This is a genomic window from Advenella kashmirensis WT001, from assembly GCF_000219915.2.
Classification (GTDB): domain Bacteria; phylum Pseudomonadota; class Gammaproteobacteria; order Burkholderiales; family Burkholderiaceae_B; genus Advenella; species Advenella kashmirensis.
Genome location: NC_017964.1, coordinates 1,836,023 through 1,851,085 on the forward strand (window position 1 = coordinate 1,836,023; position 15,063 = coordinate 1,851,085).

General features: G+C 55.1%; 11 protein-coding genes and 5 pseudogenes. All 16 read left to right on the forward strand.

What is annotated here, in order from left to right:
- The first annotated feature begins 5 nt into the window (after positions 1 to 5).
- The 16 genes and pseudogenes from hisC (at position 6) to ccoN (ending at position 15,062) form a co-directional block, all read left to right on the forward strand.
- Positions 6 to 1,142, forward strand: a complete 1,137-nt coding sequence (gene hisC, locus TKWG_RS08570; protein WP_014750462.1) for a histidinol-phosphate transaminase — start codon at positions 6 to 8, stop codon at positions 1,140 to 1,142.
- Positions 1,142 to 2,050, forward strand: a complete 909-nt coding sequence (locus TKWG_RS08575) for a prephenate dehydrogenase (protein ID WP_014750463.1) — start codon at positions 1,142 to 1,144, stop codon at positions 2,048 to 2,050. The genes hisC and TKWG_RS08575 overlap by 1 nt, the downstream gene beginning before the upstream one ends.
- A pseudogene (aroA, locus tag TKWG_RS08580) lies at positions 2,047 to 3,383 on the forward strand (3-phosphoshikimate 1-carboxyvinyltransferase). The gene TKWG_RS08575 and the pseudogene aroA overlap by 4 nt, the downstream one beginning before the upstream one ends.
- The gene (gene cmk / locus TKWG_RS08585; RefSeq protein ID WP_014750465.1) at positions 3,380 to 4,060 is read left to right on the forward strand and encodes a (d)CMP kinase; all 681 of its coding nucleotides are present in this window, start codon (positions 3,380 to 3,382) and stop codon (positions 4,058 to 4,060) included. The pseudogene aroA and the gene cmk overlap by 4 nt, the downstream one beginning before the upstream one ends.
- Before the next feature lie 364 nt (positions 4,061 to 4,424).
- Positions 4,425 to 6,140 (forward strand): annotated as a pseudogene (gene rpsA, locus TKWG_RS08590) (30S ribosomal protein S1).
- Between the two features lie 3 nt (positions 6,141 to 6,143).
- A complete protein-coding gene (locus TKWG_RS08595; RefSeq protein ID WP_014750466.1) occupies positions 6,144 to 6,506 on the forward strand; it encodes an integration host factor subunit beta in 363 nt (120 codons plus the stop codon).
- Between the two features lie 125 nt (positions 6,507 to 6,631).
- Positions 6,632 to 7,009, forward strand: coding sequence for a LapA family protein (locus TKWG_RS08600; protein WP_014750467.1), 378 nt, complete (start codon positions 6,632 to 6,634; stop codon positions 7,007 to 7,009).
- Positions 6,999 to 8,217, forward strand: a pseudogene (gene lapB / locus TKWG_RS08605) (lipopolysaccharide assembly protein LapB). The gene TKWG_RS08600 and the pseudogene lapB overlap by 11 nt, the downstream one beginning before the upstream one ends.
- A 4-nt stretch (positions 8,218 to 8,221) precedes the next feature.
- Positions 8,222 to 9,151 carry a D-glycero-beta-D-manno-heptose-7-phosphate kinase gene (gene rfaE1, locus TKWG_RS08610; RefSeq protein ID WP_014750468.1) on the forward strand — a complete coding sequence of 310 codons (930 nt, stop codon included), beginning with the start codon at positions 8,222 to 8,224 and terminating at the stop codon, positions 9,149 to 9,151.
- Positions 9,148 to 10,140 carry an ADP-glyceromanno-heptose 6-epimerase gene (rfaD, locus tag TKWG_RS08615; RefSeq protein WP_014750469.1) on the forward strand — a complete coding sequence of 331 codons (993 nt, stop codon included), beginning with the start codon at positions 9,148 to 9,150 and terminating at the stop codon, positions 10,138 to 10,140. The genes rfaE1 and rfaD overlap by 4 nt, the downstream gene beginning before the upstream one ends.
- A gap of 338 nt (positions 10,141 to 10,478) precedes the next feature.
- Positions 10,479 to 10,673: pseudogene (locus tag TKWG_RS27025) on the forward strand (ComEA family DNA-binding protein); the annotation flags it as partial.
- A gap of 23 nt (positions 10,674 to 10,696) precedes the next feature.
- Positions 10,697 to 11,026: a hypothetical protein gene (locus tag TKWG_RS24780; RefSeq protein WP_041709220.1), complete on the forward strand. Its 330-nt coding sequence runs from the start codon at positions 10,697 to 10,699 to the stop codon at positions 11,024 to 11,026.
- Between the two features lie 151 nt (positions 11,027 to 11,177).
- On the forward strand, positions 11,178 to 12,095 hold the full coding sequence (gene cysM, locus TKWG_RS08625; protein WP_085946388.1) for a cysteine synthase CysM: 918 nt from the start codon (positions 11,178 to 11,180) through the stop codon (positions 12,093 to 12,095).
- 102 nt (positions 12,096 to 12,197) lie between these two features.
- Positions 12,198 to 13,178 carry a P-type ATPase gene (locus TKWG_RS08630; RefSeq protein ID WP_050981710.1) on the forward strand — a complete coding sequence of 327 codons (981 nt, stop codon included), beginning with the start codon at positions 12,198 to 12,200 and terminating at the stop codon, positions 13,176 to 13,178.
- A 7-nt stretch (positions 13,179 to 13,185) separates the two neighbouring features.
- Positions 13,186 to 13,392, forward strand: a complete 207-nt coding sequence (gene ccoS, locus TKWG_RS08635) for a cbb3-type cytochrome oxidase assembly protein CcoS (RefSeq protein WP_014750473.1) — start codon at positions 13,186 to 13,188, stop codon at positions 13,390 to 13,392.
- Positions 13,393 to 13,592: 200 nt separating this feature from the next.
- Positions 13,593 to 15,062: pseudogene (gene ccoN / locus TKWG_RS08640) on the forward strand (cytochrome-c oxidase, cbb3-type subunit I).
- Position 15,063 lies beyond the last annotated feature (1 nt).

Below are 15,063 nucleotides of genomic sequence, written 5' to 3' on the forward strand. Positions count from 1 at the left end.
TTTGAATGTCCGGTATAGCCAATGGGTTCGGTATATCCAGTAATGTCGATGCAATGATGCCATACCAGGCAGGCAAGCCTATCGAGGATCTGGCGCGAGAGTACGGGCTTGATCCGGCCAGCATTGTCAAGCTGGCATCCAATGAAAATCCGCTGGGTATGTCCGATTCGGTGCGCCAGGCAATCAGCACCTTTCTTGAAAGCGTGCCTGGACAGGCGCTGGGTCGCTACCCCGATCCTAATGCCTTTTCACTCAAACAGGCGCTGGCGGCGCATTACCAGGTCCCTGCCAACTGGCTGACTGTCGGTAATGGCTCCAACGATCTGCTGGAAATTATTTCGCTGGCCATTCTCGACCAACAGGCATCCTGCGTTTATGCCGAGCACGCATTCATTGTTTACCAGCTGGCAACGCAGGCGCGCGGCGCCACCCATATTAAAGTGCCGGCGGCGAGTTACGGTCACGATCTACAAGCCATGTTCGAGGCTATTGCCGACGATACACGTCTGGTCTTTATTGCCAATCCAAATAATCCCACCGGTACCTTCCATAGCGGCGAAGTAATCCGCAGTTTTGTTGAAAAAGTGCATGCCGCCTATGGCAATCGCGTCACTGTGGTGCTGGATGAAGCGTATAACGAGTATCTGGATCCGCAACTGCGGTTTGACAGTGCCCAACTGGTCAGAGATTTTGCCAATGTCATTGTGGTCCGTACGTTTTCCAAAGCCTATGGTCTGGCAGGGATGCGCATGGGGTTTGCCATTGCGCGCCCGGAAATGACTGACTACTTAAATCGCGTTCGCCAGCCGTTCAATGTGAATTTGCTGGCGCAGGTAGCTGCAGTTGCGGCACTCAAGGACACAGCGTTTCTTGAGAAAACCTACGAACTGAATCGTGATGGCAAACGCTGGCTCTCGGCGCAGTTTACCGAAATGGGCCTGGAATTTGTCCCCAGCTTCGGCAACTTCATTCTGCTGCGTGTAGGCGATGCGGCAGCTGTCAATACAGCGCTGCTACAGCGAGGCGTCATCGTGCGCCCAGTTGTCGGCGACGGCCTGCCCGAGCATTTGCGCGTTTCTATCGGATTACCCGAGGAGAACGCCAAATTCATCAGCGCGCTCAAAGAGGTGCTGGGCAAGTGATGGCAAGCAAGGCCAGTGCGCAAGATGCGGCTGCAGCGCCGCAGCTTCGGATTCCGGTTCTGGCCGTCGTTGGCGTCGGCCTGATTGGCGGCTCACTGGCATTGTCGCTCAAGCGCAATGGGGTTGTCGGCAAGGTCCTGGGCATCAGTCAGGATCCGGCAAGCATCAACAAGGCGCTGGAACTGGGCATCATCGACACAATTGCGTCTTTCGAGCAGGTCTCGCAGGCAGACGTGATCGTCATCGCAACGCCGGTTTCTGCATTTGAATCGGTATGCAATGCGATCAAGCCATTTTTAGCGCCACGCACGATCATTACCGATGTTTGCAGCACCAAGCAACAGGTGGCTGGCATGGCCCGACGCTCGCTGGGCGACCGCGTGAGGCAGTTTGTTCCCGGACATCCCATTGCAGGCGCTGAAACATCTGGCCCTGCCGCGGCCAATGCTTTTCTGTTTGAACAAAAGCAGGTTATCCTGGCGCCGTTACAGGAGAATGCGCCGGAGCAGATCGATCTGCTGACCCGGTTATGGGAAGCCTGTGGTTCCACTGTCAGTTCGATGGGCGCTGCAGCGCATGATCGCATATTTGCCGCCGTCAGCCATATGCCGCACTTTCTGTCTGCGCTTTATATGTACAGCCTGCTGGATGCTGAGCAAGCCGATAGCAAGCTTAAATACGCGGGCAGCGGGTTTCGTGATTTCACGCGAATCGCCGCCGGTCCACCGGTCATGTGGCGCGATATATTTTCAAGTAATCGCGAGTGCATGTTAGAGGAAATTACCCGCTTTCAAGCGTGTCTGGAGCAAGCCCGGCAAATACTGGAGAGCGGCAACAACGACGCGTTTGAGGCATGGCTGGCAGCCGCGGCCCAGGCGCGGCGAGATTGGGAGAATCCACCATCATGAGTGAAGCAAGTCAATATCTGGCCCCGGCTGTACGGGTCCAGGGGAAAATGGCGTTGCCTGGATCGAAAAGCATTTCGAACCGGGTTCTCTTGCTGGCAGCCTGTCAGAAGGCAACACGCACATTGACGGGCTACTCGATTCGGATGACACGCGCGTCATGCTTGCCGCGTTGCGCGCGCTTGGGCTACAGATTGATCAGGCAGGCGAGAATCAGGTTGTGGTGCACGGCAAGGGGTCGTTTCCTCAAACGCAGGCAGATCTGTTTCTGGGCAATGCCGGTACAGCGTTTCGCCCATTGACCGCAGCGCTGGCGGTGGCGCAGGGGCATTACCGTCTGCATGGCGTGCCCCGTATGCATGAACGTCCGGTCGGAGACCTGGTCACGGCACTGCAGGCTGTGGGTGCACAGATCCGCTATGAGGGCCAAGTCGGTTACCCGCCGCTGCAGATCTCACCTGCGCAACTGCATGTTGATGGCCCGATCCCGATTCAGGGCAATGTGTCCAGTCAGTTTTTGACCGCCTTTCTGATGATCGCCCCGATCCTGGCGGCGCGTGTCGGCCACGATATCACCTTGCAGGTTCAGGGAGAGCTGATCTCCAGGCCGTATATCGCCATTACCCTGCAATTGATGGCGCGATTTGGCGTGACCGTTGTGCAGGAAGGCTGGCAACGCTTTACCATCGCGGCGGACAGTCGCTACACCAGTCCCGGTACGGTTGCTGTCGAGGGCGATGCCTCCAGCGCATCTTACTTTCTGGCCCTGGGGCTGCTTGGCCAGGGGCCGGTACAAATCAACGGTATCGGCAGGGACAGCATTCAGGGCGATATTGCGTTTGCGCAATTTATCGAGCGGCTGGGCGGAAAAATTACCTATCAGGACCAATGTCTGATCTCCGAGAGACAGCAAAGTGTCGCTGATCAGCCTTTGCCGGCATTTGACGAAGATTTCAACCTGATTCCCGATGCGGCCATGACAGCAGCGGTGCTGGCCCTGTACGCTGACGGCCCTTGTATGTTGCGCAATATTGGCAGTTGGCGCGTCAAGGAAACGGATCGCATTCATGCCATGCATACCGAGTTGAGCAAACTGGGTGCAATGGTTGAATCGGGACCCGACTGGATTCGTATTACCCCGCCCGAGCCCGGCAAATGGCGAACAGCGCAGATTGCGACCTACGATGATCATCGTATGGCCATGTGCTTTTCGCTGGCCGTATTCGGGCCGGTTGGCGTTACCATCCTGGATCCTGCGTGCGTCAGCAAGACATTTCCAGACTATTTCTTAGTTTATGATGCGCTTGTTACAACCGCGCAGGAAGGGGTGTCATGACTGGCCGAGTGCGGGCGGACGATCCTATTCCTGTTATTGCCATTGATGGCCCGACCGCCTCAGGCAAAGGCACGGTCGCTGCCCGGGTGGCCGATGCCCTGGGCTGGTCCGTCCTCGATAGCGGCGCGCTGTACCGTCTGAGTGCGCTCGCAGCGCTCAGGCGCGGTGTGGCCGATACTGACGACAATGCGCTGGCCGATATTGCACGAGGGCTGGATGTCCGCTTTCAGGGCGACAAAGTGTTGCTTGACAACGACGACGTCACCGAGCAGTTGCGCCAGGAGCATATCGGCGACATGGCCTCGCGAATTGCACCGCTGCAGCCATTGCGCGATGCCTTGCTGGAGCGCCAGCGGGCGTTTCGGCAGGCTCCAGGCCTGGTTTGCGATGGTCGGGATATGGGAACCGTCGTATTTCCAGATGCTTCTCTTAAGATTTTCCTGATTGCAGACGTTGATGCGCGTGCGCAAAGACGCTATAAGCAGTTGATCGAAAAAGGTTTTTCTGCTAATCTTGGCGACTTGTTAAAGGATTTGAAAGCGCGCGACGACCGGGATCAGAACCGTTTGGTGGCGCCACTGAAACCAGCAGATGATGCCGTAGTGGTCGATTCTTCCGATTTGGGAATTGATCAGACCGTCGAGCGCATCCTGGCTCACTGGCGCAACAAAACGTAACAGCGAATGAGCGGGCCGGTAAGTCGGCTGGAACCGGGGGTGATTGTTCAGCAGTCGTCGGTTCAGCGTTTTTCGGTTCAGCATCGTCCGCATTCATATCCGATGCACCAGCGCGGTCAGGCAGCAGGATTGCAGTAGCAGTACCAATATTCCCCTGAGGTTGCCAGTATTATGGCTGCCCCATAGGGCACAGAGCAGTTTTTCAACGGTCATGGCAGGCGCGAAAGTCACCTGCGTTACTGTTGAATTTCAAGGGCTTTCGTCTGAGTTCAGACGAAAGGTTTTTTCACTCCGCCGCGGCAGGCTGTTCTGCCAAAGCGTGTTTTTAAGGCCAGGAGACCGTGATGGTCCCGGGATTTTTCTAATGTCATCCATTTCTTTACAAGACGCCACTGGTGGCGAAAGCTTTGCTGATCTATTTGCTCAAAGCGTAAAAAACCAGGATATGAAATCAGGTGAAGTGATTTCAGCCGAAGTGGTCCGTGTCGATCACAACTTTGTCGTAGTTAATGCGGGATTGAAGTCCGAATCTCTCATCCCTCTCGAAGAATTCCTGAATGATCAGGGCGAACTGGAAGTTGCCGAAGGTGACTTCGTTTCTGTTGCCATTGATTCACTCGAAAACGGTTACGGCGACACCATCCTGTCCCGTGATCGTGCTAAACGTCTGTCTGCATGGCTGTCACTCGAGAAAGCGCTCGAGTCTGGCGAAATGGTAACCGGCACCATCACTGGAAAAGTGAAGGAGCGGCCTTACTGTCATGACTAACGGCATTCGCGCCTTTTTGCCTGGTTCACTGGTTGATCTGCGTCCTGTCAAGGATACGACGCCATACGAAGGCAAAACGATGGAGTTTAAAGTTATTAAACTCGATCGCAAACGCAATAACGTCGTGCTGTCACGTCGTTCTGTTCTTGAAGTGAACATGGGCGAAGAGCGTCAGAAACTGCTGGAAAACCTGAAAGAAGGCGCAGTGGTTACCGGTGTGGTCAAAAACATTACCGATTACGGCGCATTCGTTGACCTGGGCGGTATCGACGGTCTGTTGCACATTACCGATATGGCATGGCGTCGTGTTCGCCACCCATCTGAAGTCCTGTCCGTTGGTCAGGAAGTGCAGGCCAAGGTTCTTAAGTTTGATCAGGACAAGAGCCGCGTTTCCCTGGGCGTCAAACAGCTGGGCGAAGATCCATGGGTCGGTCTGGCACGTCGCTATCCGCAAGGCACACGCCTGTTCGGTAAAGTCACCAATCTTACTGACTACGGTGCGTTTGTTGAAGTCGAAACCGGTATCGAAGGTCTGGTACACGTTTCCGAAATGGACTGGACCAACAAAAACGTTGATCCGCGCAAAGTGGTTAGCCTGGGCGAAGAAGTTGAAGTCATGGTTCTGGAAATCGACGAAGATCGTCGTCGTATTTCACTTGGCATGAAACAGTGCCGTGCGAACCCATGGGAAGATTTTGCCACCAACTTCAAACGTGGTGACAAAGTCCATGGCGCAATCAAATCCATTACCGACTTTGGCGTATTCATCGGTCTGCCTGGCGGTATCGATGGTCTGGTTCACCTGTCTGACCTGTCATGGGCCGATTCTGGTGAAGAAGCCGTGCGCAACTTCAAGAAAGGCGACGAGATTGATGCCGTGGTACTGGCGATCGATACCGACAAAGAGCGTATTTCTCTTGGTATCAAACAGCTCGAAGGCGATCCGTTCAACAACTACGTTGCAACGAACGACAAGGGCGCCGTTGTTCCTGGCGTGATCAAGTCTGTTGAAGCCAAAGGTGCAGTTGTTACGCTGTCACTTGAGGTTGAAGGCTATCTGCGCGCTTCTGAAATTTCAGCCGGCCGTGTCGAAGATGCGACCACTGTCCTGAAAGAAGGCCAGAACATCGAAGCCATGATCCTGAACGTCGATCGCAAGGCGCGTTCAATCCAGTTGTCAATCAAGGCACGTGACAATGCTGAGACCGCGCAGAGGCGTTGCAACGCATGAGCGATACCAGTGCGTCATCCGGTACGACTAACCTGGGAGCTTTGCTCAAGGCGAAGCTCGACCAAGCTAAAGACGATTAAGCTGTGACTAAATCAGAGTTGATTGAAGCACTAGCGGCCAGCTATCCACAGCTGGCTGCCCGTGACACCGACTTCGCTGTCAAGACGATGCTTGATGCCATGACCGTTGCTCTATCCAGAGGTCAGCGCATTGAAATTCGCGGTTTTGGCAGCTTCTCGCTGTCAACGCGTGCTCCACGGGTTGGGCGCAATCCCAAGTCCGGCGAACAGGTGATGGTCCCCGGCAAACGGGTGCCTCACTTTAAGGCGGGCAAAGAATTGCGCGAGCGCGTTGATTCTGTTTTTACCTCTGCTGACGATACCAAGCAGGATTCATCCGAGAATGGCCAATTTGACGCCCAGGCGGCCAAGGTAGCCAATCTCTGATTAAATCAGGCAGGTGTTCGTTTCTTAATGAAGTCCAAAAACCCCGATTACAAAATCGGGGTTTTTGTTTTTAGACAGCCAATTCGCATTACAATGACGAATAATTCAATTTCAGGAGCAGGCCAATGCGTTACATTGTCTGGGCATTGCGAATCATCGTTTTTCTGTTGGTATTATTGTTCGCACTCAAAAACACCGACCCCGTCACTGTGCGGTTTTTTGGTGATTATACCTTTGCCGGTGTACCGCTCATTGTCGTGCTATTGCTTGCATTTTTCGTTGGCGCACTGTTTGCCTGGCTGGTCAGCATTCCAACGCGCTTGCGCAAAACCCGTGAAGTCGGGCGTCTCAAGGGCGAGGTAGAGCGCCTGAACCGTGATGTGGCAGATACCCGCCAGTCGCTGGAAGCGCTCAAGGCCGAAGAATTGCGGCTGCGCAGCAGCGTTGCCTCAACAAGCACCGCCTTGAACACGCCTGCCCGGGAGACCGCAGTTGGACTTTGAAGCATGGTGCTGATTCTGATCCCCATTTTGTTCGGACTGGGGTGGATCGCAGCCAAGGTGGATGTCCGGCAGATCGTCTCTGAAAGCAGGAATTTGCCCGATTCCTATTTTCGCGGGCTCAATTTTCTGCTCAATGAAGATCATGACAAGGCGATTGATGCATTTGTCGAAGTAGCCAAGCTCGATTCGGAAACAACCGAATTGCATTTTGCGCTTGGCAACCTGTTTCGGCGTCGCGGCGAAATCGAGCGAGCCATTCGGGTACATCAAAGCCTGCTGTCCCGCTCAGATTTACCGCGCCCCGACAGAGAGCATGCCCTGCATGAAATCGCCCAGGATTACTTCAAGGCGGGTATGTTTGACCGCGCTGAAAATGCGTTCAAGGAAGTGCAAAATACCAGTTATGGCGTTTCCGCGACCCGGGCGCTGATTCGTATTTACGAAGCAGAGCACGATTGGGAAAAAGCGATTGCCGCCGCGGCGCGCCTGCGCGAACTGACCGACGAACCGTTGCCGCAACGCGTCCATTATCATTGCGAGCGGGCTCAGGCCGCATTAAGTGCGAAAGAGCCGGATTTTGACCGTGTTGCCGCAGAGCTGGATGCCGCCGAGCGCGAAGCCAGGCACAACATGGAGCAAGGTGGTTCCCAGGCGTCTTATGCGCGTATCGCCATGTTGCGCGCCTATCTGGCCCGCCGCCTGGCGACGCCAGTACCGAGCGCCAGTGGCTGCTCTCATCGCTGGAACGATCACCTGAGTTTGCCGGCCTGGTGGCCAAGCAAATCATGGATAATTTCGCTGCCAGCGGCCAGGAAGAACAAGCACTCAGCCTGCTCAGGGGTCATTACTTTGCGCATCCTTCACTGGATGTATTCGAAGTGGTGTTTGCCGCATTGCGCAAGCAGGGGTTTGCCCCCGCCTGGCAGTTTGCTCAGGACTCCTTGCGCCAGCATCCGTCTCTGCTAGGCTTTGACAAAGTGCTGCAAAGCGAATTGGCGCAAGAGCAGCATTCGGGCGGGCAGGGCGAACTGCAGCAACATATGCCCGATTTTGACCTGCCTTTATTGCGCGCCATGATTGACAAGCACACCCGGCGTATGGACAAATATGCCTGCCGGATCTGCGGATTCCAGGCACAGACCTATTACTGGCAATGCCCTGGCTGCAATTCATGGGAAACTTACTCGCCACGCCGCCCAGAGGAATAGTCGTATGCGTGCATTTCCGATAGAAAAAATCAGACAGATCCGTGTTCTGGTGGTGGGCGATGTGATGCTTGACCGCTACTGGTTCGGAGAAGTCGAGCGTATTTCGCCAGAGGCCCCAGTGCCGGTAGTGCGCGTGGCCAAACGGGAAGACCGGTTGGGCGGCGGGGCCAACGTGGCCCGCAACATTGTTGCGCTCGGCGGTGGGGTCACCTTGTTGGGCATCGTGGGCGACGATGAGGCCGGCGAGCAGATCGCCAGGCTGGCGCGCGAAGCCGGTATCGATACCCAGTTATTGATCGACGCCTCCATGCATACAACGCTGAAAATGCGTGTACTGGGGCGTCAGCAGCAATTGTTGCGAATTGACTTTGACTATCTGCCCGACGAACAGACCCTGCAGCGGCTGGAACAACAGTATCGCCGCCTGCTGGACGATCATGATATTGTGGTTCTCTCCGATTATGCCAAAGGTGTGCTCACGCATTGTGCACTGCTGATTAAACTGGCGCGCGAACGCGACATACCGGTCCTGGTTGATCCCAAAGGGGAAGAGTATGACCGTTATGCGGGCGCGAACCTGATTTCTCCGAACCGCGGAGAAATGCAGCAGGCAGTTGGCAAGTGGAAGACGGAAGAAGAACTGACGTTGTCTGCACAGAGCCTGCGCCAACGGCTTGCGCTTGAGGCGCTGCTGATTACGCGCTCGGAACAGGGAATGACGTTATACACCGAGGCCGGGCGATTCCATGTGGATGCAGCTGCGCAAGAGGTTTTTGATGTCTCCGGGGCCGGCGATACGGTTCTGGCGACCATGGCCGTGACCCGAGCCGCTGGCGCAGACTGGCATGAGGCCGTCGAATGGGCTAACCAGGCCGGTGGTATAGTAGTAGGTAAACTCGGAACATCTATTGTAAGTGCAGAGGAACTGACATGATTATCGTAACCGGAGCCGCGGGTTTCATTGGCAGCAATCTCGTGCGTGGCCTGAACAACAGGGGCATTACCAATATTCTGGCTGTAGACGATCTGACCGATGGCGACAAGTTCGTCAATCTGCGGTCAGGAATCATTGCCGATTATATGGACAAGGACGAATTTCGTACCCGCGTCAACAGCGGCCAGTTCGGCCCGATTACGGCCATTTTTCATCAGGGCGCCTGTTCGGACACCACTGAGAGAAACGGTCGTTACATGATGGATAACAACTATCGGGTGACGCTGGAGCTATTTAATTTCTGCCAGGCACGCAGTATTCCCTTTATTTACGCCTCTTCCGCCGCAGTGTACGGTGGGGGACCCGATTACATCGAGGCGCTCGAAAATGAAAAGCCACTGAACGTATACGGCTATTCAAAGTTCCTGTTTGACCAGGTCGTGCGCGAGCGTTTTGAGCATCGTACGGCACAAGTCGTGGGTCTTCGCTACTTCAATGTGTACGGTCCGAACGAACAGCACAAGGGCCGTATGGCCTCTGTTGCCTTTCACAATATGAACCAGTTTCTGACGGAAGGTCATGTGCGGCTTTTTGGCGGCTGGGATGGCTACGAAGACGGCGGTCAGCGGCGCGATTTTATTTCAGTAGATGATGTGGTCGCAGTCAACCTGTTTTTCCTGGATCATCCGGAACAGTCTGGTATTTTCAATTGCGGTACCGGCCGGGCGCAGCCCTTTAACGACATCGCCTGCGCGGTCGTCAATACCCTGAGGGAAGAGAGAAACGAAGCGCGCCTGTCGCTGGATGCGCTGGTCCGCGAGGGGCTGATTCGCTATATTCCATTCCCCGATGATCTCAAAGGACGCTATCAAAGCTTTACGCAGGCTGACACCACCCGGCTGCGGGCTGCTGGTTTCAAGGCCGAGATGAACGATGTGGAGCAGGGCGTATCCAGTTATATTCGCCGCTTGCGTTCGGATAACGCATAGCGCTTGCAGCCGGGAGTTTGCGTCCAGGCTTTTGCGGGCCACTTCAGGCAAATCCACTGTACCAGACGTATCAGAGGTATCCGACTGATCAGGTCCGTCAGGTCTATCATGGTCGTTGAACCAACCCGGAGCACATCAAGTGCGTCCGGGTTTTCTATTGTCGTTGACGATGGCCACCCAAATCAGGTCCTGTCCCTATGTCTCCCACACCTGAACCTATCGGTTTGCTCGCCTCGGTTTCCGCCATCGGATCATTCTATCTGCCAGCCAGGTTCCGCTAGCGTCGCTATGGCACACTATAGGCATCTTTTTTTACCGTTCTTCGTGTCGTCTTGCTTATGTCATTTGTCCGTGACTGCCGTTGCCAGCTTTTGCTGTTTTGTTTTTTTCTTGTATCAGGGTTTTCTCCCGTTCATGCGCTAGACCTGAATCAGGCAACGCGGGCCCAACTGCGTGCCATCAAGGGCGTTGGCGATAAATTGGCTGACCGCATTCTGACGGCCCGGCAGCGAGGCCGCTTTGTCTCCCTGGAGGATCTGGCGGCCGGGTTGCCGGGGTGGGGCCGAAAAAACTGCAGGTATTGCGCGAACAGGGCGTTCGGGTGGGCGCACTTGCCGGGTACCCTGTCGGGCACCCGTCGGTCAGTGCCCGGTCACGCAGCAGCAAGCCTGGCCGTTCTGATCCTGGTCAGTTCGCGTCGGTCAGAGATAAATTGGTTGTTGGTCGCGAATCAACAGATGATCAGAAGCGTGCCGGCGAGCACCTGACGTACGCGCCCATTCCGGCCATGCCAATGTTGATCCGGCCACGCCCGCGGGCAGGCAGCGAACCGGCAGGGTTGGGAAAGGGTCCTGCCGGCACCGGCGCACAGGTCAAAACCCATTGATGGGTCAGGGAATAAGCCATGCAGGCTTTATTATGAGTGCTATGATTACCCTCACCAAGCGCCTGTTCAGCCCACTTCGGGTGGCCAGGGTTGTTCGCAACTTACGATGCCCACATGGATTTTCGGGGTATCCCACATTCCATTCAGACCTATCATGACAAAATCGTACCCTACAATCGAAGATACCATCGGCAACACGCCTCTGGTGCGCCTGCAGCGCATCCCAGCACACCTGGGCGAGGCGCGCGGCAATGTGATTCTGGCCAAGCTTGAAGGCAATAATCCGGCCGGTTCTGTCAAGGACAGGCCGGCATTGTCCATGATCCGACATGCGCAGGCACGCGGTGAAATCCGGCCCGGCGACACGCTTATCGAAGCCACCAGCGGCAATACCGGTATTGCGTTGGCCATGGCAGCGGCCATCAGTGGCTATAAAATGATTCTGATCATGCCAGATAACCTGTCTGTGGAACGTCGTGCATCGATGAATGCTTACGGCGCCCAGCTGATCCTGACGCCGGCAGACAAAGGCGGGATGGAGTATGCGCGGGATCTGGCTCAATCGATGCAAGCCGAAGGCAAGGGCAAGGTGCTCGACCAGTTTGCCAACCCCGATAACCCACGCGCCCACATCGAAGGCACCGGGCCGGAAATCTGGCAGCAAACAGATGGACAGGTGACGCATTTCGTGAGCGCCATGGGAACCACCGGCACGATCATGGGGGTTGGCTCTTACCTGAAATCGCGTAATGCCCAGATCCAGATCATCGGTGCACAACCGGCTCCTGGCGCGTCCATTCCCGGTATCAGAAAATGGTCCGAAGAATATCAGCCGGCTATCTATAATCGGGCAGGTGTTGATCACTTTGAGCTGATCGGGCAGCAGGAGGCCGAAGACATGGCTCGTCATATGGCCGCCAACGAAGGCATTTTCGGCGGTATTTCGTCTGCGGGTGCCCTGGTGGCTGCTTTGCGTACCGCGGAACGCGTGAACAACGCCACCATTGTTTTCATTGTCTGTGATCGCGGGGATCGCTATTTGTCCCAGGGCGTATTCAATCCTGTGTGAACAGGCCATGATCGGCCACGGTCGAGCACAATGCGCATCAGGTGCCGAATAGTTTGATATAGATCAAGATAGTTTTCTGGAATCGATACTATGATCGGGGGCATGAAACCCGCCTCCATCTTCTCGATTCCCAGCGACCTGGGCGTTCAGGAACGCCTGCAGCGCAGGCACATGCTTGCCCGGCTCGGGCTGGCCTGGCTGGTCATGATGCAGGTCATGATGTTCGCCTTCCCGGGCTATCTGCGTGCCAGCTACGTTGATGCGGAAACGGTCGATACGCTGGATACAGCAATTATCGTCATGAACTGGTGCAGTCTGCTTCTGACCGTGCCGGTGCTGCTTTATTGCGCCTGGCCCATCTGGCGGGGTTTTGTCAGCCGGGATCCACAGGATACCCATCAACAATCCATGAATTGGCCCATTGGCCTGGGTATTGTGGTGGCGTTTATTCCCAGCGCCATCGCAACCTTTCGCCAATCCGGCGACGTCTATTTCGAATCCATTGCCATGTTCGTCGCTTTCGTGCTTACGGCGCGCTATCTGGCGCTTGCTGCCAGGCAGTCGGGCGGCACGGCATTCGATCAGCTTTTCGATCAGGAGTTCAGATTGCTGGCCGATACAGCCGACCGGATCGGGCTGTATTTCGTGAGTATACAAATTGCGCTCTCCCTGGTTTCTGCGCTCGTCTGGTATTTCTATATTGATGCCGAGCACGCCTTGCCAGTATTGGTTGCGCTGTTTGTCATGAGTTGTCCCTGCGCCATGGCGATGGCAGTTCCTTCTGCACAGGCAGCGGCGCGCGCCATTGTTCTTGGTAGTCCGCCACTTTGCCAGCAAGCACTTGCTGGCTTGCGTGCGCAAACCGTTAGCGTCGCTCGCCGTTCTCTTTACGGCTCGTTGTTGTGGCATCTGCTTATGATTCCATTTGCCATGATTGGCCTGGTGCAGCCATGGCTTGCAGCCATAACCATGCTGGTTTCATCGCTGGCAGTCGCGTTCTATGCCTGGCATTTCTATAAGAACTACACCTTCGGCAAGCCCGTCGGCTCCGGCACTATCGCGGTTAACTCGTCGTCGGCCTAGTACTGCCATGGACGTATTCTTTCTTCTGGTTTTCCTGGCTTTTCTGTTCGTCATGAGTATCGGCGGCGTGCTGTACTGGGCAGTGATGTCCGGTCAGTTCGAAGACAGCGACACCAACGCAAGCGTGATATTGCAAGATGATGATGCTGTTATCGGATCGTCCGATAGCGGGCGCGACGGCGTCGCCGTCCGCGCTTCTTCTGCCAAATCGTAGCGGCTGAATCACCGCTGCCACTGCGTCCGCGTGTCGAGAGTCACTTGATAAAACTGTTGTTTTCCTCGTCACAGCCCGGCTGGCTAAGCATGGTTTTGCGCCTGTTTAACCTATGTCTTGGAGCAACTTGATATTTATCAAATCGCTGCGTTCGGATCTATTTAAGATTGAACAATAGGGTTTTTTTTAGGGGAAATTTTATGCGTACCCAGAATGCGCGCTCCGCAGACGCGGAGAACTTCAATTACACAGTCGTGCGCCAGTTCACCATCATGACCGTTGTGTGGGGAATTGTTGGCATGTTTGTGGGTGTCTACATTGCAGCACAACTGGTCTGGCCGGAACTGAACGTCGTGGACTGGCTCAGTTACGGTCGTCTGCGCCCGCTGCACACCAATGCGGTTATTTTTGCCTTTGGTGGTAGTGCACTGTTTGCGACCTCCTATTACGTCGTCCAGCGCACCTGTCAGACACGCCTGTTCTGTGGGCCACTGGCCTCGTTTACTTTCTGGGGCTGGCAACTGGTCATTGTGCCGCTGCGATCACACTGCCGGCCGGCTACACCACCAGTAAAGAATATGCCGAGCTTGAATGGCCTATCGACATTTTGATTACGCTGGTCTGGGTCGCCTACGCGATCGTCTTTTTCGGGACGGTGGCCAAACGCAAGATGAAGCACATTTATGTGGCCAACTGGTTCTACGGCTCGTTCATCCTGACGATCGCCATTCTGCATATCTTCAACAACATCGAGTTGCCCTATAGCTGGTTCAACTCCTATTCCGCTTACGCGGGCGCACAGGACGCCATGGTGCAATGGTGTACGGCCATAACGCGGTGGGTTTTTTCCTTACCACCAGTTTCCTGGGCATGATGTATTACTTCGTGCCAAAACAGGCCAATCGTCCGATCTATTCCTATCGCCTGTCCATTGTTCACTTCTGGGCGCTGGCCTTTACCTATATGTGGGCCGGCCCGCATCATTTGCTCTACACCTCATTGCCTGACTGGACGCAAAGCCTGGGCATGGCGTTCTCCCTGATTCTGCTGGCGCCTTCCTGGGGTGGCATGATCAACGGCATCATGACCATGTCCGGCGCGTGGCACAAGCTGCGTACCGATCCTATTTTGAAGTTTCTGGTTGTGGCGCTGTCGTTCTATGGCATGTCTACCTTTGAAGGTTCAATGATGTCCATCCGGACCGTGAATGCGCTGTCCCACTACACCGAATGGACTGTCGCACATGTGCACTCGGGTGCGCTGGGCTGGGTCGCATGATTACTTTTGGCAGCTTGTATTACATGATTCCTCGTTTGTACGGACGCGAGTCCATGTATAGCAATTCCTTGATTGAGGCCCATTTTTGGATGGCCACCATCGGCGTCGTGCTGTATATCGCATCAATGTGGATTGCCGGTGTGATGGAAGGGCTGATGTGGCGTTCGACAGAAGCCGACGGTACGCTGACCTACGCTTTTGTTCAGGCGCTGGCATCTAAATATGTGCTGTATATCATCCGCATTGTCGGTGGGATGTGTTTCCTGAGTGGCGTGCTGGTGATGTTCTACAACATGATCATGACCATCAAGGGAATCAAGGGTGTCAACCCGCAAGTGCCTGATTTCGTCGGTCACGATGCCCGTATTGCTCAACCCGCTACTGCTGTTTAAG